This window comes from Rhizobium sp. A37_96 (assembly GCF_053521765.1).
In genome coordinates this window covers 799,425-819,884 of record NZ_JBNWDS010000002.1, presented here as the reverse complement: position 1 = coordinate 819,884, position 20,460 = coordinate 799,425, and the positions used below count along the sequence as shown (strand labels likewise).

19 protein-coding genes are annotated in these 20,460 nt (G+C 62.4%); 9 read left to right on the top strand and 10 right to left on the bottom strand.

Annotated features, from left to right (window positions below; all coding sequences use genetic code 11):
- Positions 1-100 precede the first annotated feature (100 nt).
- The 3 genes from smc to ACQZ6J_RS10410 all read right to left on the bottom strand — a co-directional run bounded on the left by smc (position 101) and on the right by ACQZ6J_RS10410 (position 5,058).
- On the bottom strand, positions 101-3,562 hold the full coding sequence (gene smc, locus ACQZ6J_RS10420; protein WP_449083811.1) for a chromosome segregation protein SMC: 3,462 nt from the start codon (positions 3,560-3,562) through the stop codon (positions 101-103).
- A gap of 144 nt (positions 3,563-3,706) precedes the next feature.
- Entirely contained in the window at positions 3,707-4,396 is a 690-nt protein-coding gene (locus ACQZ6J_RS10415) for a DsbA family protein (RefSeq protein ID WP_449083809.1), read from the bottom strand.
- Between the two features lie 167 nt (positions 4,397-4,563).
- On the bottom strand, positions 4,564-5,058 hold the full coding sequence (locus tag ACQZ6J_RS10410; RefSeq protein WP_449083807.1) for a DUF721 domain-containing protein: 495 nt from the start codon (positions 5,056-5,058) through the stop codon (positions 4,564-4,566).
- Positions 5,059-5,154: 96 nt separating this feature from the next.
- Here ACQZ6J_RS10410 and mutY point away from each other — a divergent pair, with 96 nt between their 5' ends.
- The 3 genes from mutY to ACQZ6J_RS10395 are packed head-to-tail and all read left to right on the top strand — an operon-like array spanning position 5,155 to position 7,250.
- Positions 5,155-6,243, top strand: coding sequence for an A/G-specific adenine glycosylase (gene mutY / locus ACQZ6J_RS10405; protein ID WP_449084165.1), 1,089 nt, complete (start codon positions 5,155-5,157; stop codon positions 6,241-6,243).
- A 22-nt stretch (positions 6,244-6,265) separates the two neighbouring features.
- Positions 6,266-6,880 (top strand): HAD family hydrolase, encoded by a 615-nt coding sequence (locus tag ACQZ6J_RS10400; RefSeq protein WP_449083805.1) that lies wholly within the window; start codon positions 6,266-6,268, stop codon positions 6,878-6,880.
- Positions 6,881-6,884: 4 nt separating this feature from the next.
- Complete coding sequence (locus tag ACQZ6J_RS10395; RefSeq protein WP_112796605.1) at positions 6,885-7,250, top strand: nuclear transport factor 2 family protein; 366 nt, start codon at positions 6,885-6,887, stop codon at positions 7,248-7,250.
- Positions 7,251-7,379: 129 nt separating this feature from the next.
- On the opposite strand, the gene ACQZ6J_RS10390 is transcribed toward ACQZ6J_RS10395, so the two are convergent.
- The 3 genes from ACQZ6J_RS10390 to ACQZ6J_RS10380 form a co-directional block, all read right to left on the bottom strand.
- A complete protein-coding gene (locus ACQZ6J_RS10390) occupies positions 7,380-8,510 on the bottom strand; it encodes a site-specific DNA-methyltransferase (RefSeq protein WP_163984444.1) in 1,131 nt (376 codons plus the stop codon).
- A 139-nt stretch (positions 8,511-8,649) separates the two neighbouring features.
- Positions 8,650-9,015, bottom strand: a complete 366-nt coding sequence (locus ACQZ6J_RS10385) for an antibiotic biosynthesis monooxygenase family protein (protein WP_449083802.1) — start codon at positions 9,013-9,015, stop codon at positions 8,650-8,652.
- Complete coding sequence (locus ACQZ6J_RS10380) at positions 9,012-9,341, bottom strand: NIPSNAP family protein (protein WP_449083800.1); 330 nt, start codon at positions 9,339-9,341, stop codon at positions 9,012-9,014. The genes ACQZ6J_RS10385 and ACQZ6J_RS10380 overlap by 4 nt, the downstream gene beginning before the upstream one ends.
- 72 nt (positions 9,342-9,413) lie before the next feature.
- Here ACQZ6J_RS10380 and ACQZ6J_RS10375 point away from each other — a divergent pair, with 72 nt between their 5' ends.
- On the top strand, positions 9,414-10,139 hold the full coding sequence (locus tag ACQZ6J_RS10375) for an ArsR/SmtB family transcription factor (RefSeq protein ID WP_449083798.1): 726 nt from the start codon (positions 9,414-9,416) through the stop codon (positions 10,137-10,139).
- On the opposite strand, the gene ACQZ6J_RS10370 is transcribed toward ACQZ6J_RS10375, so the two are convergent.
- The 3 genes from ACQZ6J_RS10370 to ACQZ6J_RS10360 form a co-directional block, all read right to left on the bottom strand.
- Complete coding sequence (locus ACQZ6J_RS10370; RefSeq protein WP_449083796.1) at positions 10,136-10,561, bottom strand: DUF1284 domain-containing protein; 426 nt, start codon at positions 10,559-10,561, stop codon at positions 10,136-10,138. The two genes, ACQZ6J_RS10375 and ACQZ6J_RS10370, sit on opposite strands and share 4 nt — an antisense overlap.
- Positions 10,558-11,148 (bottom strand): biotin transporter BioY, encoded by a 591-nt coding sequence (locus ACQZ6J_RS10365; RefSeq protein ID WP_449083794.1) that lies wholly within the window; start codon positions 11,146-11,148, stop codon positions 10,558-10,560. The genes ACQZ6J_RS10370 and ACQZ6J_RS10365 overlap by 4 nt, the downstream gene beginning before the upstream one ends.
- Before the next feature lie 271 nt (positions 11,149-11,419).
- A complete protein-coding gene (locus ACQZ6J_RS10360) occupies positions 11,420-12,088 on the bottom strand; it encodes a GntR family transcriptional regulator (protein ID WP_163984450.1) in 669 nt (222 codons plus the stop codon).
- A 232-nt stretch (positions 12,089-12,320) separates the two neighbouring features.
- Between ACQZ6J_RS10360 and ACQZ6J_RS10355 the strand changes: the two genes are divergently transcribed.
- Positions 12,321-13,013 carry an HAD family hydrolase gene (locus ACQZ6J_RS10355; RefSeq protein ID WP_163984451.1) on the top strand — a complete coding sequence of 231 codons (693 nt, stop codon included), beginning with the start codon at positions 12,321-12,323 and terminating at the stop codon, positions 13,011-13,013.
- A gap of 220 nt (positions 13,014-13,233) precedes the next feature.
- Here the strand turns inward: ACQZ6J_RS10355 and ACQZ6J_RS10350 are convergent, their stop codons facing one another.
- A complete protein-coding gene (locus tag ACQZ6J_RS10350; protein WP_163984452.1) occupies positions 13,234-13,854 on the bottom strand; it encodes a hypothetical protein in 621 nt (206 codons plus the stop codon).
- 313 nt (positions 13,855-14,167) lie between these two features.
- On the opposite strand from ACQZ6J_RS10350, the gene thrC reads away from it, so the two are divergent.
- From thrC to ACQZ6J_RS10330, 4 genes are read left to right on the top strand one after another with little or no spacing between them, the layout of a single operon-like run.
- Positions 14,168-15,565, top strand: a complete 1,398-nt coding sequence (thrC, locus tag ACQZ6J_RS10345; protein ID WP_449083791.1) for a threonine synthase — start codon at positions 14,168-14,170, stop codon at positions 15,563-15,565.
- A 20-nt stretch (positions 15,566-15,585) separates the two neighbouring features.
- The gene (locus ACQZ6J_RS10340; RefSeq protein ID WP_449083789.1) at positions 15,586-16,884 is read left to right on the top strand and encodes a M16 family metallopeptidase; all 1,299 of its coding nucleotides are present in this window, start codon (positions 15,586-15,588) and stop codon (positions 16,882-16,884) included.
- Positions 16,885-16,934: 50 nt separating this feature from the next.
- The gene (locus ACQZ6J_RS10335) at positions 16,935-17,549 is read left to right on the top strand and encodes a GNAT family N-acetyltransferase (protein WP_163984455.1); all 615 of its coding nucleotides are present in this window, start codon (positions 16,935-16,937) and stop codon (positions 17,547-17,549) included.
- Positions 17,546-20,458 (top strand): sensor domain-containing phosphodiesterase, encoded by a 2,913-nt coding sequence (locus tag ACQZ6J_RS10330; protein ID WP_163984456.1) that lies wholly within the window; start codon positions 17,546-17,548, stop codon positions 20,456-20,458. Before ACQZ6J_RS10335 ends, ACQZ6J_RS10330 begins: the two co-directional genes overlap by 4 nt.
- Positions 20,459-20,460: the final 2 nt, after the last annotated feature.

Here is a 20,460-nt window from a genome sequence, read left to right as displayed (position 1 = left end):
ATCGAAAGACGAAGCTAGCACGCTTTAATGATGTGCGGCAGGCGAGACAGCAATTTCTTGTCGAAACGAGAACAGTTTTCTCAACTTTGCGCGAGCGCTCTCAGGCGATTTCGCGCAGCCGTTCGGCGGTCTGCAGATCGACGGACACGAGCTGCGATACGCCCTGCTCCGCCATGGTCACGCCAAAGAGGCGGTTCATGCGGGCCATGGTGATCGGATTGTGGGTGATGACCACGAAGCGGGTCTCGGTGGAAGCGGCCATCTCGTCCATGAGATTGCAATAGCGCTCGACATTGTGGTCGTCGAGCGGCGCATCCACTTCGTCCAGAACGCAGATCGGCGCGGGATTGGTGAGGAACACGGCGAAGATCAGCGCCATGGCCGTCAACGCCTGCTCGCCGCCTGAAAGCAGCGTCATGGTCTGCGGCTTCTTGCCCGGCGGACGGGCGAGAATTTCAAGGCCCGCCTCCAGCGGATCGTCGGATTCGATGAGCTGGAGCTCGGCCGTGCCGCCGCCGAAAAGATGCGTGAACAGCCGCTGGAACTGCGCGTTGACGATGTCGAAAGCGACGATGAGGCGTTCGCGGCCCTCGCGGTTGAGGCTCTGGATCGCGCCGCGCAGCTTCCTGATGGCGTCGATGACGTCGTCGCGCTCCTTGATCAGCGCCTGCAGCCGCTCCGTCAGCTCTTTGCTCTCCTCCTCGGCGCGCAGGTTGACCGCACCGAGACGCTCGCGCTCGATCCTGAGCCGTTCCAGCTCGCGCTCGACCTCGCGCAGGTCCGGCACGTTTTGCATAGCCGATAGCCCGGTCAGGCGCATGGCCTCATGCGGCTCGACATTGAGGGTCTGGCGAATGCGCAGTTCGCTCTCCTGCCGACGCTCGCGCGCGGACACCAGCCGTTCCTCGACGCGGCCGCGCTTCTCGCGGCTTTCGGCGAGTTCGGAGAGCGCCGTCGCGGCATGGCGATCGGCCTCGCGCTGAACGACTTCCGCTTCGGCAAGACGATCGGCCGCCACGCGGCGGGCATCCTCGGCCTTCTGCAGCTCGTTCATCAATGCGCGGCGCTTGTCGTCGAATTCGTCGGGGGCGAGATCGAGCTCGGCAGCCTCTTCGCGGGCTTCCTCTTCGCGGTCGCGCAGCGTCTGGATATGCTCCTCGGCACTGGCCGCGCGCTGGCGCCATGTGTCGCGCTCCTGCCGGATCGCCAGGAGACGGCGCTGACGCGCCTCGTTTTCCCGGTTCAGGCCCTCATGGCTGGCGCGCGCTTCGGCCAGGGCGCCGCGATCCGTCGCGACCTCCACCTGCTGGTCGCGCAGCTTCAGGTCGATGGCCGACAGATCCGGTGCGTCTTCCAGCTCGATGCGGGCATTCTCATCCTGCATCGCCACATCTTCCAACTGCTCCCGCAACCGGCTAACCGCCTCGACGATCACGTCGCGGCGGCGGATGAGATCGCCGGAGGCGCGCTCCGCAGCAGCAAGCGCTTCACGCGCCTCGGCCAGATGACGAGCCGCAACACGGCTGGCGTCGCGGGCGGCCGCCAAACGGCCCTCTTCGCTACGGATCGCGTCGGCAGCGGCCGAAAGGCGCTCTTCGGCCTCCATCAGCACGTCGCGAGCAAGCTCGGCTTCGGCTTCCAGCTCGGAAAGCCGGTTCTTCTGGGCGAGCCGCAAGGCAGCGGCACTCGGCGCATCCGCCCCGGTCACATGACCATCCCAGCGGAACACCGCGCCATCCCTGGTCACCAGCCGTTGCCCCGGCTTCAACTCCGGCATCAGCCGCAAAGCATGTTCAGCGGAAACAATACCGATCTGGCGCAGGCGACGCGTCAGTGCTGCCGGCGCGCCGACATGGGTAATCAAGGGTGCCGCACCTTCCGGCAGGGCCGGGTCGTTGGCACCGCTGCCATTGTCGGACCAGTAAACCGGCGCCTCGGAATTCAACGAGGATTCTAGATCATCGCCAAGCGCTGCGCCAAGCGCGGTCTCGAAGCCGCGATCGACACGCAGCTCCTCGGCAACGGGCGAAAAGGCGCCGGACGTATCGCCCGCCGCCAGCATCTTCGAAATGGTCCGTGCCTCGGTTTCGAGCGCGTTCAGGCCTGCGCGCGCCTGCTCGACCGGTCCGCGCGACAGCGCCTCGGTTTCGCGTGCCTTGGCGAGAACCGCTTCCACACCCTGGATCTCGCCTTCCGCATCCGCGACGACGTTTTCCGCCGCCTCGACCATGTCGCGCTTTTCGCCGGGATCGGGCAGATCGGCCATCTTTTCGTCGATGGCGGCAAGCTCGCGGTTCGCTTCGTCGGCCTGGCGTTCCAGCCTCATCTTGCGATCGGCAAGATCGCGGATGGCGCGCTCCAGCTGATTGCGGGCAGCGGCGGCCTCGGCGCGTTCGGCCGTCAGGGCCGTAAATATGCGCTCGCTGTCGGCGAGCTTGGCCGCCGCTTCCTCGAAGGCGACACGCGTCTCCTCGGCAAGCCGACCGGAGTCGGCGAGGATATCGGCGAGATCGGCCTCTTCGGCGTCCAGCCTGTCGAGGATGGAGGCATTGTCGGCGACAAGGCGCTCCTCGCGGCTGATATCCTCGGCCAGTTGCACCAGCCGGCGGGTCAGCTCGTCGCGACGGCGCAGGATGCGATTGACATCCTCTTCCAGCTGGTTGCGGGCGAACTGCAGGCGCTGCAGCGCCGCCGCCGCCTTCGCTTCGTCATCCCGCAACTCGGGCAGCTTGAAACTGGCGATGCCCTGCGCCTTGGCCGCCTCCATCTGGATCTGCGCCTTTTCCGCGACCAGCACGGTTGCCTGGTTGAGCGCGCTATCGGCCTCGGCCTCGGCTTCCTTGGCCTGCACCCAGCGGATATGCAGCAGCATGGCTTCACGGGCACGGATATCGGCCGAGAGCATCTTGAAACGGTTGGCCTGCCGCGCCTGACGCTTCAGGCTCTCGATCTGGCTTTCGAGCTGCGACGTCACATCGTCCAGCCGCTCGAGATTGCCTTCGGCGGCGCGAAGGCGCAGTTCCGCCTCATGCCGGCGCGAATGCAGGCCGGAAATGCCTGCCGCCTCTTCCAGCAGTTGGCGCCTTGCCTGGGGCTTTGCCTGAATGAGTTCGCCGATGCGTCCCTGCCCGACCATGGAGGGCGAACGGGCGCCGGTGGAGGCATCCGCAAACAGCAGCTGCACATCCTTGGCGCGCGCTTCCTTGCCGTTGATGCGGTAGACGGAACCCTGTTCGCGCTCGATGCGGCGCGTAACCTGGATTTCGTCGCTGTCGTTGAAGGCGGCAGGCGCGGTGCGGTCGCTATTGTCGAGATAGAGGCCGACTTCGGCAGTGTTGCGCGCCGGGCGATTGCCGGATCCGGAAAAGATCACGTCGTCCATGCCGGAGGCGCGCATGTTCTTGTAGGAATTCTCGCCCATCACCCAGCGCAGCGCTTCGACGAGATTCGACTTGCCGCAGCCGTTCGGCCCGACGACGCCGGTCAGACCGCGCTCGATGACGAATTCTGCCGGTTCGACGAAGGATTTGAAGCCGACAAGTCTCAGTCTATTGAATTTCATAGGCGATGCCCTCTTCTCCCCCGAAAGGAGAAGGCCGTCGACAATGCCGGCATCGCGAGCGTGACCGCTCCGGACTTGTATTCAGGAGAGACGATCACAGGCGCGCGACCCCGGCCGCCCGCCTGTGATGAAAAAAGGCGCGGGTCAGAGCAGGCTGTCGATAAGCTTCGACATGGCACCAACAGACATGTCCCCTGCATAGCGCTTGCCATTGATGAGGAAGGTCGGCGTTGCATTGACGCCGAAATCCTTGGCTGCGCGTTCACGTACGGAGTTGACATCATCCAGAAGCTTCTGGTTCGTCAAGCATTTCGTGAAGCTATCCTCAGTAAAACCAGCGAGTTTCGACATCTGAAGCAGTGCGGCGCGGCCGTCGACGTCAGGCGAGGCCCAGGCGATCTGCTGCTTGAACAGCATTTCGACCATCGGGAGGTATTGTTCCTGCGGGGCGCAACGGGCCAGCATGAAGGCTGCGGCTGCGCGCGGATCGAACGGGAATTCGCGGATGATGAAGAGAACCTTGCCGGTGTCGACATACTTCTGCTTGATCGTGTCGAAGGTCGTCACCGCGAAATGCGCGCAATGCGGGCAGGTCAGGGACATGTATTCGACGATCTTGACCGGCGCATCCTGCTTGCCGAGTGCGATTTCCGGCAGCGGACCGGGCTTCAGCACGTCCGTCATGTTGACGTCGCCGTCCGCCGGCGGCACTTCGTCTTCTGCTGAAGCGGCGGATGCGGTGTCGGCAAAGGCAGAGAACGCCATGGAAAGAGCTGCAACGGCAGAACCGCCCAGCAGGTGGCGCTTGGTCAAGAGCATGTCGGACATCGGCATAGAGTCACCCGTCGTTAAAGAGGTCTTCGAATGTTTCATGCGATATAACGGCTGCTTGCCGCTAACAAGGCACGGTTGGCAAACTTTCTTCAAAGAATTGTGACCTGGGAAAGACAGACAACTTAAATTCCATCCACAATCCACGAAACCGGCGGTTCAGCCTGCTCCTAGCGCCGCTTCCAGGCCATTGCGGTGCCCAAACGCTGAACGGCGGCCCTGATCTTCTCGTCCTCGATACCTTCCATCATGCCCGCAAGCTTGCGCGCCGCCTCGCCCTTCAACGGCGGCGGCGTGCGGGAGCGTTTGGATGCGACGGAAACCGGCTTCTGCACGATGCGGATCTGGTTGACGGCATAAAAGCCGAAGAAGCTGTTGATGCGCTGGATCAACTCGCCCTGAGCATGGGTGAGAAAGAGGGCGCGGGCACCCTCGCAGGCGATGGTCAGCACACCCGGCTGAAACCGCTCGTCCATGCCGGGGCCGCTTCGCCTGGCCCAGGCAATCTTTTCCGGCCGCGTGCAGTCGGCAAAGTCCTCGCCGGCAATCTCGTCCCAGCAGCCGAGCAGCGTCGTGTTGATACCGGCGCGCTTCGCCAGCACCGGATCGACGATGCTATTGGTCAGCTCGGAAATCTGACGCTCGCCTTTTCGGGGATAACTCATTTCATCCAGGTCTCTGCACAGGCTTTATACCGTCGGCACCTTGATCGCCCGACGCAGCTTGGCCAAAGTATAGTGCACTTCCCCTCAATGCGGCAAATCATGACGACGACTTTAGAATTTCCCACGGCCGCGTTGTTGCTTGCCTGGTACGACCGCCACCACCGCGACCTGCCCTGGCGCGTCTCGCCGCCCATGGCCGCGCGCGGCGTCATGCCGGACCCCTATCGCGTCTGGCTGTCGGAGGTGATGCTGCAGCAGACGACCGTGCCGGCGGTCAAATCCTATTTCGCGAAATTCCTGGAGCGCTGGCCGACGGTCGGCGATCTCGCGGCCGCGGCGAACGAAGACGTCATGGTGGCGTGGGCCGGGCTCGGCTACTACGCCCGCGCCCGCAATCTCAAGAAATGCGCCGAAGCGGTTGCGGCCGACCATGGCGGGCGCTTTCCCGATACGGAGGACGGCTTGCGGGCGTTGCCCGGCATCGGCGATTACACCGCCGCCGCCGTCGCTGCCATCGCATTCAATCGACAGGCGGCGGTGATGGACGGCAATGTGGAGCGCGTCATTTCCCGCCTTTATGCGATTTCGACGCCCTTGCCCGCCGCCAAGCCGCTGATGAAGCAGAAGGTGGCCCAGCTGACGCCGGCCGACCGGCCGGGCGATTTCGCCCAGGCGATGATGGATCTCGGCGCGACGATCTGCACGCCGAGGCGTCCGGTCTGTTCGCTCTGTCCCTTCAACGGCGCCTGTCAGGCGCTGGCGGGGCACGATCCCGAACATTTCCCGGTCAAAGCCGCCAAGAAGGAAAAGCCGGTGCGCCAAGGAGCGGCCTTCGTTGCCGTCAATGACGAAGGCGAAATCTTCCTGCGCCGTCGCATCGAAAGCGGCCTTCTCGGCGGCATGACGGAAGTGCCGACGACGGGATGGACGGCGCGCGTCGACGGCGACACCGGCATCGAGGCGGCCCCCTTCCCGGCCGATTGGCAGCCGGCAGGCACGGTGACGCATGTCTTCACGCATTTCGAATTGCGACTGTCGATCTGGCGTGCCAAGTCGGTCACGGAGAAGGACAACCATGACGGATGGTGGGCGCCGGTTACAAATCTTGAAGAGCAGGCCTTGCCGACAGTCATGAAAAAAGCGATCGCTCAGGCTATTCCCAATGCGTTCGCAAAACGCGTTTAGAGCAGAAATCAGGAATCCATTCATGACGACGGACATACGGCATATCGTTTTCGATATCGGCAAGGTTCTTATTCATTACGATCCGAACATTCCCTACAGCCGCATCATTCCGGACGATGCCGAGCGCGAATGGTTCTTCACCAATGTCTGCACCCACGACTGGAACATCGAACAGGATCGCGGCCGCACCTGGGAAGATGCCGAAGCGCTGCTGATCGCCGACCATCCGCAGCGTGAAGAGCATATCCGCGCCTTCCGCCAGTATTGGCATGAGATGGTTCCGCACGCCTATGAAGACAGCGTCTCCATTCTGGAGCAGCTGATCGACGAGGGCCGCGACGTGACCATGCTGACCAATTTCGCCTCCGACACGTTTCGCGAGGCGCAGGCGCGCTATCCGTTCCTGAAGAAGCCGCGCGGCGTGACCGTTTCGGGCGATGTCGGCCTGATCAAGCCGGATGTAGCAATCTACGACACCCACGCCAGGAGCTTCGACCTCGATCCGGCCGCGACGATCTTCATCGACGATTCCTATCCGAACGTCGAAGGCGCGCGGGCTGCCGGCTGGCATGCAGTTCACTTCACCGGCGCCGAGAAGCTGCGCAGCGATCTCGCCGCCCATGGCATAAAGGTTTGAGCCAATGATCTTCGATCCCGCAGAACGCATCGATCTGTTTCACGACGCCATCAATCGTCTCGACTACGAGGCGATCGAGAACTTCTTCGCCGAGAACGCCACCTACGTCTCCAACGGCGTCGGCAGCCTTGCCGGCCGCGCGGCGATCATGGAGGCCTTCCGTGGCTACTTCGACACCTATCCCGACCAGACTGCGTCCAATTCCCTGGTGGAAACGCTGACGCCGCTTTCGGGCCGGGCCGTCTGGTCCGTGCGCGCCACCAACAGCAAGACGGGCAAGCCGCTGATTCGCGAAGGCGAGGAAACGATTACGTTCGATGAAGACGGCCGCGTCGTACGCGTCGACGTCACGGACTATCAGGATTTCTGAAACCTCGAGCTGACAAGACGCCCAGGGCCTCGCCGGATCTCGTCCGGCAAGGCCCTGGGCGTTTCACCTTCTTCCCTAACTGGAGGTACACGACGGAAGAAGGCGGATATCGCGGGACGTGGTGGAGACCTACTCCACCTTCGCCAGATCGCTGCGGATGATGGCCCTGAGCTCATCGATCGGACGCAGGGAACGGCCGTCGTCGAAATGCCAGAACATCCATCCATTGCATGCATCAAGGCCCTGCACCTTCGCGCCGAGGCGATGAATGGAGCCGGCCTCGCCGCCGGAGGCGACCGTGCCGTCGGCGCGCACGATGGCGCTATAGCGGCGCTTCGCATCCGTCAGCACCTGGCCCGGCTTGATGAGGCCGCTTTCGATCAGCACGTTGAACGCGACGCGAACCTCGGCCTTCTTGCCGGTCATCACGGTCAGTTCCGCCTTGCCAAGCGGCTCGACGGCGGCAATGCGGGCGCTGGCCGCATCGATATAGTCCTGCTCGCGCTCGATGCCGACGAAGTGACGGCCGAGGCGCTTGGCGACGGCGCCCGTCGTGCCCGAACCGAAGAAGGGATCGAGAATGATGTCGCCCGGCTTGGACGAGGCCATGATGACGCGGGCAAGCAGGGCTTCCGGCTTCTGCGTCGGATGCACTTTCTTGCCGTCGTCGCCCTTCAGCCGCTCATTGCCGTTGCAGATCGGAAACAGCCAGTCGGAGCGCATCTGCACGTCGTCGTTGGCGGCTTTCATGGCGTCGTAGTTGAAGGTGTAACCCTTGGCCTTGGCGTTCGGGCTCGCCCAGATCATCGTCTCATGCGCGTTCTGGAAGCGGCGGCCCTTGAAATTCGGCATCGGATTGGTCTTGCGCCAGACGATGTCGTTGAGGATCCAGAAGTTCAGATCCTGCATGGTCGCGCCGACGCGGAAGATGTTGTGATAGGAGCCGATGACCCAGATCGTGCCGGTCGGCTTCAGCACGCGGCGGCAGGCGAGCAGCCAGGCGCGGGTGAAAGCATCGTAGGCTTCGAAGGAGGCGAACTGGTCCCACTCGTCATCGACGGCGTCGACGAGCGACTGGTCGGGACGATGAAGCGTGCCGCCAAGCTGAAGATTGTACGGCGGGTCGGCGAAGATGACGTCGACGGATTGATTGGGCAGTGCCTCAAGAGCGGCCACGCAATCGCCCTTGATGATCGTGTCGATCCAGGAACCCGGAACTGCGGAGGTCCTGAGGTCGGCAAGCGGGAAAACTGACGCCATGTGATACTCGCTGTTACACTTACTCGGTGCTCTTAACTGCGTGTTATGGTTACCTAACTTGGTTACCAAAGACTAAAGCGGCGTCATATTTTCCGAATTCCCGAGAAGGTCCCGGGAATTCACGGCGCATTGGGCGGCGCTATCGCGCTGAATTTCCCTGGATATCGTGGACCGCGTGACTGTCGTCAGGCGCTTCGGCGCGTTCATTCATTCCGTAGTCGCGAAGGACCTCCGCCACACGCAGCCGATAGTCGGCAAATACCGTCTTTCGGCCCGCTTTCTGCGCGGCGCGATGGGCTTCGCGGTTTCGCCATTCGAGAACTGCGGCCTCGTCGCGCCAGAAGGAAAGCGACAGGATCTTGCCCGGCTGGCTGAGGCTTTCGAAGCGTTCGATGGAGACGAAGCCGTCGATCGCTTCGAGCTCGGAGCGCAGCCTTGCGGCAATGTCGAGATAATGCTGGCGCTCATCCGGATGGGGAACGACTTCGAAGATGACCGCGATCATGGCGATATCCCCGGAGCATGCGGCAGGGATATGTTTTTCAGGAAAATGCGATCCTCCTGCAGGATGAAACGCTCCTTGCGGGAGAAAGCGTGATTGGCCTGCGCGAGCGGATCGGCAGCCAGGCTTTTGCGATAGGCTTCGTAGGCGGCCAGGTTCTCGATGTTGTAAATGCCGTAGGCCGTCGTCAGCGAGCCCTCGTGCGGCGCGAAATAGCCGATAAGATCCGCGCCGTTGCGCGGGATGATCTGACCCCAGGCCTTGCCATACTCGGCGAAGGCTTCCTGCTTGAAGGGATCGATCCGATAGCGGATGAAACAGGTGATCATTGGCTTTCTCCTTTGCTGATGGCGATGCTTTCGCACATTGCCGAACGGAGATGCTTCGGTTACGATCGAAGTATGAAGGAAGGTCCAGACATAGCGCAGATCGGCTCGCTGATCGGCGATCCCGCACGGGCGAACATGCTGACGGCGCTGATGGGCGGCCGCGCGTTGACGGCAACCGAGCTGGCGGCCGCGGCAGGCGTGACGCTGCAGACGGCAAGCGCCCATTTGGCCAAGCTCGAGGCGGGCGGCCTGCTCGCGCAACGCAAGCAGGGTCGCCATCGCTATTTCACGCTGGCCGACGACCGCGTCGGCAAGCTGCTGGAAGGGATCATGGGCTTTGCCGCAAGCCGCGGACATCTGCGTCATCGTCCCGGCCCGAAGGAACCGGCGCTGCGCAAGGCGCGCATCTGCTACGACCACTTGGCCGGCGACTACGGCGTGCGCATGCTCGACAGCCTGATAGAGGCGGGTTCGATTTCAGTCATGGGAGAGGGTTTGAGCCTGACAGCCCATGGAGAAAAACAACTCGGATCGATCGGCATCGATGTTTCCGGGCTGCGCTCCAACCGCCGCCCGCTTTGCCGATCCTGCCTGGATTGGAGCGAGCGACGGGCGCATCTGGCCGGCAGCCTCGGCAAGGCCCTGCTTTCGAACTTCTTCGAAAAGGGCTGGGCACGCCGCACCGAAAACAGCCGCTCGATCTTCTTCACCCCCGAGGGTGAGCGCCGCTTTCTGACGCTCTTTCCGCTCGAACTTGGCGACGGCAACCCGCAGCTTGAGCTGGACGAAAAGCTTTAGGCCGCCGAGATCAGGACGCCGCTGAAATTGCTGGCGGCGATGCGGCCGCAAAGTTCGCCCCATTCGCAGCCACGGCAGGCGTTTCGGATTTCACCTTTAGCGAAATTCCGACGCAGCTTGGCCAGCAGCCTTGCGTCCGGCACCAGGACGGCACCGGGGCCGATCTCTTCGCCCAGCAGGGCCGCCACATCGGCAAGCGCTGCCGCATCCCGTTCGATGACGGAGGCCTTGAAGCAGTGTGGCTCTTCCCCCTTCAGGAGCGGCGCGCAGATATCGTCGGGGCCGGAGACCAGCCTGATCTCCTCCCCTTTCGACAGTCGCTCGGCGATGCGGCGATAATTCTCGGTGAAGGCGGGTGTATAGCCTTCACCGACGAAGGTCAGCATGCAGAGCAGATGATGGGCACGAAGCCTGACGGTCAATTCAGGCGCGCCTTGCCGCCATAGAACTCGACGGTCTTCAGCACCGCAGCGGCCAGGGCCGATTTCAGCACCCCACCGAGGATGAAGGGCGCCACGCCGAAGAGCCAACCCTTTTCCGCGCCGAGCAGCGCTGCCAGCCAGGCTCCGCCGATCGCAAGGCAAAGAATGTTGGCCGAGAGATGCGCAAGGAAGCTGCGCACGACGCGATTGCCGCTCCAGCCGCGCTCGGCGAGCCAGCCGACAAGGGCGGCGATGATCGGGAAGGATGCCAGATACCCTGCGGTCGGGCCCATGAAAGGCGCGATACCACCGGCTCCGCCGGCCAGCACCGGAAAGCCGACCGCGGTTTCGCCCAGCCAGGCGAGAACGGTGACTGCACCAAGGCGCCAGCCATAGAGCGCGCCGATCATGGTGATGGCGAAGGTCTGCATGGTGATCGGCACGGGCACCATCGGCACCGAGATCTGCGACGCAAGCGCCAGCACCAGCGTTCCCGCAAGAACGAAGGCGGTCTTGACGACCAGCGATCGCGACCCGAGACGCAGGGGATCGAAAGCGGCTTCATCGTGATGCTGCAACAGGGACATGGGCTCTCCTTTTCAAATTATAGATAATTTTTCAGTCTCATCTATTTTATGATGGAGATCGCAAAATCAGGCAAGTGGCGGGCGGATGAAATTTCGCTGAAACGTGCGAAACTATTGGGAAACAAGGAATCTTAAAATAGGAGAAGCGCACTGACCTTAAACTCAGGCGACGAATTCGAGCCGCAAAGGGTCGAGAAAAGGTAATCAAAAAGCGAAAAGATTCGCTTTCGAAAACGACGCCGGCAGTTCATTTTAAGAATTATCTATAATTTCAGCCAACGATCGCGAAGGCTTCGCGCGTCGAGCCGGAGGGCGTGCGCACGGGGGCGCGGCCGATCCATTGCACATGTTTCTGCAGGATCGCGGCAGCCTCGTCGGCCCGCCCCTGGCGCAGTGCGGCCAGAATGGCGCGGTGGTCGTGATCCGTACGCTTCTCCCAGCCGGATTGCCACGCCGAGAAAAGAAAGCGGGCGCTCACCGCATGCAGGTCATCGATGGCGGCCAACAGACGCGCCATGCCACAGGGCGCCAGGATCAGACGGTGGAAGCGGCGATTGGCCTCCTCCCAGGCGTGGACGTCCGCGGCAGCATCGCCGTCGCGGGTCGCCTGCTCGGCCTCGTCCAGAATGGCTGCGGTCAAATGCGGCGCGGCGTGCTTCAACGCGAGGCTCTCGAGGGCCGCCCGCATTTCCGCGACTTCGCGGACTTCCTTGAGATCGAAAGAGGCGACGCGAACGCCGCGGCGCGGCAGGTTGATCGCAAGCCCTTGCGCCTCCAGCCGCCGGAACGCTTCGCGCACGGGCACATGGCTGGTGCCGAATTCCTCGGCGATGTGATCCTGCCGCAGGCGGGCATCGGGCGCGATCTCGCCGCGGATGATGCGGTCGGCAAGCACCCGGCTGATACGGCTGGCAATGGTGTCGTCGCGCTCCTTGGCCATGGCCGATCCTTAAAGGCGGCCCCGCCCGATGTCGAGCAACAAGCGATGCCGATGATATCTTTTGAGCATTTCGACCCTTTCGCTCACTGCACTCCAGCCATGTCCGCCAATTGGTTGAGCTTTGCCGTCATATCGTGTAAAGCCCGGCGGTCATTTTTCAGAGCCTCTCCCGAAACACCGATGGTTTCCTGGAGCGTGCCGAACCCAGCCACATCAAAGGCAGAAAATTCTTATGAGCAATGGCTTCGACCTCATCATCTTCGACTGCGACGGCGTTCTGGTCGATTCCGAAATCATCGCGGCACAGGTCGAATCGAAATTGCTGACCGATGCGGGCTACCCTATCAGCGCCGAGGAAATGGGCGAGCGCTTCGCCGGCATGACCTGGCGCAACATCCTGTTCGAAGTCGAGCGCGAGGCGAGCATCCCGCTCTCCGCCTCCCTGCTCGACAAGTCGGAAAAGCTGCTCGATCTCAAGCTTGCCAATGAGGTTCAGGCGATATCGGGCATCCCGCTTGCGCTGTCGCGACTGCCGATGCCGCGCTGCATCTGTTCGAATTCCAGCTCGGCGCGCCTCGACATGATGCTGTCGAAGGTCGGCTATAAGCAATTGTTCGCACCGCATATCTACTCCGCCAAGGATCTCGGCGCCGACCGGGTGAAGCCCAAGCCGGATATCTTCCTGCACGGCGCCCAGCAGATGAATGTCAGCCCGGCCAACACGATCGTCGTCGAGGATTCGGTTCACGGCGTCCAGGCGGCGCGGGCCGCAGGCATGCGCGTCGTCGGCTTCACCGGCGCATCGCACACCTATCCTTCCCACGCCGACCGGCTGACCGATGCCGGCGCCGAGACTGTCGTCAGCCGCATGGCCGATCTGCCCGGCGTCGTCATGGCACTCGCGGAATGGGACGGCGTTCTTTAGAGCCGTTAAGCGGCTCATGGAATCGCTTAGCGACTCCCGGTCGCTGCTCCCATGCAATTGCGAATGGAAAGCCGCGACGCGCTTTTCCTGAAATTGCTCCAGGGCGGATTCCACCACCGACCAAAAGAAAAGGCCCCGCCGATCGGCGGGGCCTTTTCTTTATGCATTACGCCGGACGGTATCGCGCGCCGCCATCCGGGCGACCCGCGACGAGAACATCTCAGTGACGCTTCTTGCGCGCCGGCTTTTCGCCCTTGGCAGGCTTCTGAGGAGCCTGCTCGAAACCGATCTGGACGATGGTGAAGCCGCCGGAACCGCCGGCAACCTGGATATCGTCATCGGTAAAGAGGAACTGCGTCGTGGTCTCGCCCGGCGGAATTTCGGCCGTGTAGTTGATGGTCTTGCTGTAGAGGGCGTTGTCATTGTCCATGACAGCGACATGGATCGGCAGCGTCACCTTGCCGGAACTGCCCATCGGGCCGGCGACCAGGCGTCCCTGCGCCACGACATGAATGCCGAGGCTGGTGCCGTCGGTCGTGCACTGGCGGGTCGCCTGAGCGAGCGAGGCCTGATAGGTCAGCTGGGTTGGATCATCCTTGGCGCCCTTGGCGTAGAGGCGATAGACCGAGTCTTCATCGCGGATAACGGCCTGCGGGCATTTGCCCGCGACATAGACCTGGCCACCGGTCGGAGCGGCACTCGGAGCCCCGGCCTGCGGCGCAACGGTTACGTCCGTTGCCGGCTGCTTGTCGTTGTTGCCACCGATACCAAGAGTACTGCAGCCGGTCAGCAATGCCAGAAGCGAAGCGGAGAAAAGACGACGCGAAACCCTGCCAAACACTATAATTCCACCCTCTCCATATATTTCACATTATCGGCCTGCAGCCTGTCAGACGGGCCTTTTATGACACTTGGCGATGGTCTATACCAGCGACGCAGCGAAAAATCGATTGGGTAGACACCGTTTTGGCTCACTTTTCGAGATCGACAGATTGCCACAAACAGTCGCCACTCGGCGCCGATCCCACGCGCCTTGCGCAAACGCGAAAACCACGCGGCTGATCCGACGCAAAAAGACAGGCCGCCGTCGTTTCGTTCCTCTACCCTCTCAATCGATCACTCAGGCAATTTTGCGACCAAAGGAATTCTAGACCGTGGACTACATTTCAACGCGGGGAGAAGCCCCTGCCCTTGGCTTCTGCGACGCCCTCCTGGCCGGCCTTGCTCGTGATGGCGGGCTTTATGTTCCCCGTGAATGGCCGACGCTGTCGAAAAAGGAAATCCGCGCCTTTCGCGGCAAGAGCTATCAGGACGTCGCCTTCGCGGTTCTGTCGCCCTTCACCAATGGCGAGATCCCGGCGGACGTCTTCCGCGGCATGATCGACGATGCCTACGCCACCTTCCGGCACCCTGCCGTGGCGCCGCTGGTCCAGACCGGTCCGAACAGCTTCGTCATGGAGCTTTTCCACGGCACGACGCTCGCCTTCAAGGACGTCGCCATGCAGCTGCTGGCACGGCTGGTGGACTACGCGCTGGAGAAGCGCGGCCAGCGCGCGACCATCGTCGGCGCCACGTCAGGCGATACCGGCGGCGCTGCGATCGACGCCTTCGCCGGCCGCGAGCGCACCGACATCTTCATTTTCTTCCCGCATGAAAAGGTCTCGCCGGTACAGCAGCGGCAGATGACGACCTCGACTGCGTCCAACGTCCATGCGCTGGCGGTCAGGGGCAATTTCGACGATTGCCAGAACCTCGTCAAAGCCATGTTCAATGATGCCCCGTTCCGCGACAAGGTCAGGCTTTCCGGCGTCAACTCCATCAACTGGGCGCGAATCATGGCGCAGGTGGTCTATTACTTCACGACATCAGTTGCGCTCGGCGGCCCGGACCGGAAAATTTCCTTCACCGTGCCCACAGGCAATTTCGGCGATATTTTCGCCGGCTATGTCGCCAAGCGCATGGGCCTGCCGATCGAGCGGCTGGTCATTGCCACCAACGAAAACGATATCCTTGCGCGCGCCCTGAAGACCGGCCGCTATGAAATGCGCTCGGTCACGGCGACGACCTCGCCATCGATGGATATCCAGATCTCCTCCAACTTCGAACGGCTGCTGTTCGAAGCCAACGGCCGCGATGCATCCAAGGTGCGCGCCGCCATGGAGGGCCTGAAGCAGTCGAACGGATTTTCGATCAGCGAGGAAGCCCTGAAGTTCATCAAGAAGGACTTCCGCGCCGGCCGCGCCAGCGAGAAGCAGGTAGCCGAAACCATCCGCAAGACCCTTGCCGATACGGGCTATCTGCTCGATCCGCATACGGCGATCGGCGTCTTCGTCGCCGGGAAGAACGAGCGGCCGACGAGCCCGATGGTGACGCTGGCCACCGCGCATCCCGCAAAATTCCCTGCCGCAGTAAAATCCGCATCCGGTATTGACCCGGCGCTTCCGACGTGGCTTGCTGGTCTGATGACCAGGGAGGAGCGTTTCGACATTCTCGATCCGGAACTTAAAGCCGTTGAAAGCTTTATCGGCAAGCATACCCGGGCCGGCGAATGACAGACGCGGAAAGACAGGCGATGACAGTGGAGTGCACCCGGCTAGCGTCCGGGCTGACAGTAGCGACCCAATCGATGCCACACCTCGAAAGCGTGGCGCTCGGCGTTTGGATCAAGTCGGGTTCGCGTAACGAGACCGAGGCGGAACACGGTATCGCGCATCTGCTCGAGCATATGGCGTTCAAGGGCACGGCGCGGCGCACGGCGCGGCAGATCGCCGAGGAAATCGAGAATGTCGGCGGCGAAGTCAACGCCGCCACCTCGACCGAAACCACCTCCTATTATGCCCGCGTGCTGAAGGATCATGTGCCGCTTGCCGTCGATATCCTTGCCGACATCCTGACGGAGTCCGCCTTCGACGAAGAAGAACTGGCGCGTGAAAAGCAGGTCATCCTGCAGGAAATCAATGCGGCGAACGACACGCCCGACGACGTCGTCTTCGACAAGTTTTCCGAGGTCGCCTATCGCGGCCAGACGCTCGGCCGCGCCATTCTCGGCACGCCGGAAACGGTCGTCTCCTTTTCGCCGGAACAGATCCGCCACTATCTCGGACGCAACTACACGACCGACCGCATGTTCGTCGTCGCGGCCGGCGCGGTCGATCACGAGAGCTTCGTGCGTCAGGTCGAGGAGCGCTTTTCCAGCCTGCCGACGAAACCGTCCGCCCCGCCCGTTATCGAGCCTGCCCGCTATATCGGCGGCAACATCCGGGAAACGCGCGACCTGATGGATGCGCAGATCCTGCTCGGCTTCGAAGGCCGGGCCTATCATACCCGCGATTTCTACTGCTCGCAGATCCTCGCCAATATCCTTGGCGGCGGCATGTCCTCGCGCCTGTTCCAGGAAGTTCGCGAGTTCCGCGGCCTCTGTTATTCGGTCTATGCCTTTCACTGGGGCTTTTCCGACACCGGCATCTTCGGCATCCATGCCGCGACCGGCGGAGAGAACCTGCCGGAATTGCTGCCCGTCATCATCGACGAGCTTCGCAAGTCGTCCCATGACATCCAGCAACAGGAAATCGAGCGCGCCCGCGCCCAGATCCGCGCGCAGCTGCTGATGGGCCAGGAAAGCCCGGCCGCTCGCGCTGGCCAGGTTGCGCGGCAGATGATGCTTTATGGTCGCCCCATCCCGAACCAGGAGATGCTGGAACGCCTGGAAGGCATCACGATCGACCGTCTGACGGATCTTGCCGGCCGGCTGTTCTTCGATACAGTACCGACGCTTTCGGCGATCGGGCCGCTGGAGCAGCTCGCGCCGATGGAAGACATCGTCACGTCGCTGTCGTCGCCGGCACCTGCTTCCAGAAGCGCTAGCGGCTAAGGGCACGCCGCGGGCCTATGGGTTCAATTCTCGGGGGAGTGCTTGGCGGCATGCAAAAATCTGTCTTTCGATTTCTCTCACGTCACCCGGACGCGGTTGAACTCGAAAACGAACAATATTTGCTGCGCCTGCCGCGCTATTCCGATTTCAACCAATGGCACAGGCTTCGGGCGGAAAGCCGCCGCTTTCTGGAGCCGTGGGAGCCGACCTGGCGGCATGACGAGCTGACCGAAGGCGCCTATCGGGCGCGCATCATCCGTGGCAAGCAGGAATACAGTTCCGGCCAAGCCATACCGCTTTTCGTTTTCCTCAGGGAAAACATGACGCTGGTGGGAGGCATCACGATCGGATACATTCGCCGCGGTGCCGCGCAGAGCTGCATGATCGGATATTGGATGGGCGAACGCTATTCCGGCCAGGGCCACATGTTCGCCGCACTTCAGTTGGTTATACCCTATATCTTTTCCGGACTTGAGTTGCACCGAATTGAAGCAGCCTGTATTCCGGATAACGAGCGTAGCATGCGGCTTTTGGAAAAAGCCGGTTTCCAGCGGGAAGGTCATTTGCGCGGTTATCTTAAAATCAACGGTCAGTGGCGCGACCATGTGATGTTTTCAAGGCTGGCATCCGATGCCGACCTGAACCGAAGCTTCGACCAGCGATGATCGCCGGAGTGCTGCAGACATGGCCGATGGCCAGGCGGCTGTGCGCCGTGATCGCAACGCTTGCGGCCGCTATGCTGCTGTTGATCGCCGGCATGGCGCACGCAGCCGAGCCCGTGAAGATCTCGCGCGACGATACCGCTCTCGACCTGACGGCAACGACGGAAATCTACACCAACCAGGGCGAAGCCTTTCAGGTTTCGACGGCGGCCGGCGCCGACGGCATCCGGCGCCGCATTGAGGTACGATCCTCTTCGCCGAACCACCAGGGCGACTGGGCGGTCTTCGCGCTCGCCAACGTCTCCGAAGAGCAGCTCGAACGCGTCATCGTCGCCCCGCATTTCCGCCTGGTGAATTCGAAAGTCTTCTGGCCCGATCTCGGTTCGCAGCGCATCGTCGCGATCACGCCGAGCGAAGGTTTCGCGCTCGACCGGCAGCCGAGCGATGAGGCCGATGTCTTCCGCATCACGCTGAATCCGGGTGCTGTCGTCACCTTCGTCGCGGAGCTTTCCTCGCCGAGCCTGCCGCAGCTCTACCTTTGGGAACCGAACGCCTACAAGGATACGGTCAACGCCTTCACGCTCTACCGAGGCATCGTGCTCGGCATCGCCGGGCTGCTGGCGGTGTTCCTGACCATCCTTTTCGTGGTCAAGGGCACGTCGATGCTGCCGGCGACGGCGGCACTCGCCTGGGCCGTGCTCGGCTACATCTGCGTGGATTTCGGCTTCCTCGGCAAGCTCATCAGCATCACCTCCAGCGACCAGCGAATATGGCGCGCCTGTGCGGAGGTGGCGCTCGCGTCGAGCCTGGTGATCTTCCTGTTCACCTACCTCAACCTCAATCGCTGGCATGCCCATCTCGGCTATGTGACGCTGGCCTGGGTCCTCGGCCTTGCCCTGCTCTTCGGCGTCGCGATCTATGACCCGTCGATTGCGTCCGGCATCGCGCGATTGTCGCTGGCCCTGACGGCGACGGCGGGCCTTCTGCTCATCATCTATCTCGGCTTCAGCCGTTATGACCGCGCCATCCTGCTCGTTCCTGCCTGGGCACTGATCCTTGTCTGGCTCTTCGGCGGCTGGATGACGGTCATGGGCAAGCTCGACAACGACATCATCCAGCCCGCGCTCGGTGGCGGTCTGGTGCTGATCGTTCTGCTGATCGGCTTCACCGTCATGCAGCACGCCTTTGCCGGCGGCGCGTTCCAGCAGGGGCTGTTTTCGGATCTGGAGCGGCAATCGCTGGCGCTAACGGGTTCCGGCGACACCGTCTGGGATTGGGACGTGGCGCGCGACCGTGTCGTGACGACGCCCGATATCTCGATGAAGCTCGGCCTTTCGCCCGGCACCATGCATGGCGCGGCGCGCAACTGGCTGCCACGGCTGCATCCCGACGATCGCGACCGCTTCCGAGCGACGCTCGACGTGCTGCTGGAACATCGGCGCGGCCGGCTGAACCATGAATTCCGCATTCGCGCGGAGGATGGGCATTTCCACTGGCTGTCGATCCGCGCCCGGCCGGTGCTCGGCTCCAACGGCGAGATCATTCGCTGCGTCGGCACGATCGTCGATATCACCGAGCAGAAGAATTCGGTCGAACGCCTGCTGCACGACGCGGTGCACGACAATCTGACCGGATTGCCGAACAGACAGGTCTTCCTCGATCGCCTGCAGGCTGTTCTGACGCTGGCATCGGACGGAAACCAGCTGCGGCCGACCGTGATGGTCATCGACATCGACCGCTACAAACTCGTCAACGATACGCTCGGCGTTGCCGCCGGTGACAATATCCTTATCGCGTTGACCCGTCGTCTTCGCCGCCTCATGAAGCCTCAGGATACGCTTGCCCGCCTCTCGGGCGACCAGTTCGGCCTCATTCTCGTTTCCGAACGCGATCCGGCCAAGGTGGCCGACTTTGCCGATGCGATCAGCAAGGCGATCATGGTGCCGATCAACTTCGCCAATCGCGAAATTATCCTTACGGCATCGGTCGGGCTGACATCGTGGGTCGATCAGCAGGAAAATGCGGCCGGGATGCTCAGCGACGCCGAACTTGCCATGTACCGCGCCAAGCGCGCCGGCGGCAATCGCGTCGAGCCCTTCCAGCCGGCCTTCCGCAGCTTCGGCACCGACCGGCTGCAACTCGAAACCGATCTGCGCCGCGCCGTCGAGCGCAAGGAACTCTCGCTCGTCTACCAGCCGATCGTCCGGCTGGAGGACGCCGAAGTCGCGGGCTTCGAGGCGCTGATGCGCTGGGAACACCCCAAGCGCGGCAACATTCCGCCATCGGAGTTCATTCCGATCGCCGAGGCCTCCGACATCATCGGCCCGCTCGGCATGTTCGCGCTCGAACAGGCAACCAACGACCTGAAGGCATGGCAGCGACAGACCGGCGATCTGCCGCTGTTCGTCTCCATCAACCTTTCCAGCGTGCAGTTGCTCAACAATGAGCTTTACGACGATATCCGCGCCCTGCTTGCCAAGACCCATTGCGATCCGAGCCGGATCAAGCTCGAGCTGACGGAATCGCAGGTGATGGAGAACCCGGAGCAGGCGCGGCTGGTGCTCGACAAGCTGCGCGACGCCGGCATCGGCCTGGCGCTCGACGATTTCGGTACCGGCTACTCGTCGCTTGCCTATCTCACCCGCTTCCCGTTCGACACGATCAAGCTCGACAAGGCCATGGTCCGCGACGAGAGCGACAAGAAGGCTGTGCTGTTGCGTTCGGTCATTTCCATGGCGCGCGAACTCAACATGCGCGTCGTCGCCGAGGGCATCGAATCCGAAGAGGACGCGCTGGAGCTTGCCAAGATCGGCTGCACCTATGGCCAGAGCTTCATCTTCGGCCCGCCGATGGGCTCGGATTCGGTGCTGCGTCTGTTGAAGGAACGCTTTCCGCTGACGAAGCGCGCCTGATG

Bases quoted from the DNA above. Each gene is read 5' to 3' on its own strand.
- ACQZ6J_RS10365 (WP_449083794.1), bottom strand. From the start codon at position 11,148: ATGTCCCTGTTGCAGCATCACGATGAAGCCGCTTTCGATCCCCTGCGT.
- ACQZ6J_RS10340 (WP_449083789.1), top strand. From the start codon at position 15,586: ATGACAGTGGAGTGCACCCGGCTAGCGTCCGGGCTGACAGTAGCGACC.
- smc (WP_449083811.1), bottom strand. From the start codon at position 3,562: ATGAAATTCAATAGACTGAGACTTGTCGGCTTCAAATCCTTCGTCGAA.
- ACQZ6J_RS10355 (WP_163984451.1), top strand. From the start codon at position 12,321: ATGAGCAATGGCTTCGACCTCATCATCTTCGACTGCGACGGCGTTCTG.
- ACQZ6J_RS10330 (WP_163984456.1), top strand. From the start codon at position 17,546: ATGATCGCCGGAGTGCTGCAGACATGGCCGATGGCCAGGCGGCTGTGC.
- ACQZ6J_RS10375 (WP_449083798.1), top strand. From the start codon at position 9,414: ATGAAGGAAGGTCCAGACATAGCGCAGATCGGCTCGCTGATCGGCGAT.
- ACQZ6J_RS10415 (WP_449083809.1), bottom strand. From the start codon at position 4,396: ATGCCGATGTCCGACATGCTCTTGACCAAGCGCCACCTGCTGGGCGGT.
- ACQZ6J_RS10380 (WP_449083800.1), bottom strand. From the start codon at position 9,341: ATGATCACCTGTTTCATCCGCTATCGGATCGATCCCTTCAAGCAGGAA.
- ACQZ6J_RS10390 (WP_163984444.1), bottom strand. From the start codon at position 8,510: ATGGCGTCAGTTTTCCCGCTTGCCGACCTCAGGACCTCCGCAGTTCCG.
- ACQZ6J_RS10335 (WP_163984455.1), top strand. From the start codon at position 16,935: ATGCAAAAATCTGTCTTTCGATTTCTCTCACGTCACCCGGACGCGGTT.
- ACQZ6J_RS10385 (WP_449083802.1), bottom strand. From the start codon at position 9,015: ATGATCGCGGTCATCTTCGAAGTCGTTCCCCATCCGGATGAGCGCCAG.
- ACQZ6J_RS10410 (WP_449083807.1), bottom strand. From the start codon at position 5,058: ATGAGTTATCCCCGAAAAGGCGAGCGTCAGATTTCCGAGCTGACCAAT.
- ACQZ6J_RS10360 (WP_163984450.1), bottom strand. From the start codon at position 12,088: ATGGCCAAGGAGCGCGACGACACCATTGCCAGCCGTATCAGCCGGGTG.
- ACQZ6J_RS10400 (WP_449083805.1), top strand. From the start codon at position 6,266: ATGACGACGGACATACGGCATATCGTTTTCGATATCGGCAAGGTTCTT.
- ACQZ6J_RS10395 (WP_112796605.1), top strand. From the start codon at position 6,885: ATGATCTTCGATCCCGCAGAACGCATCGATCTGTTTCACGACGCCATC.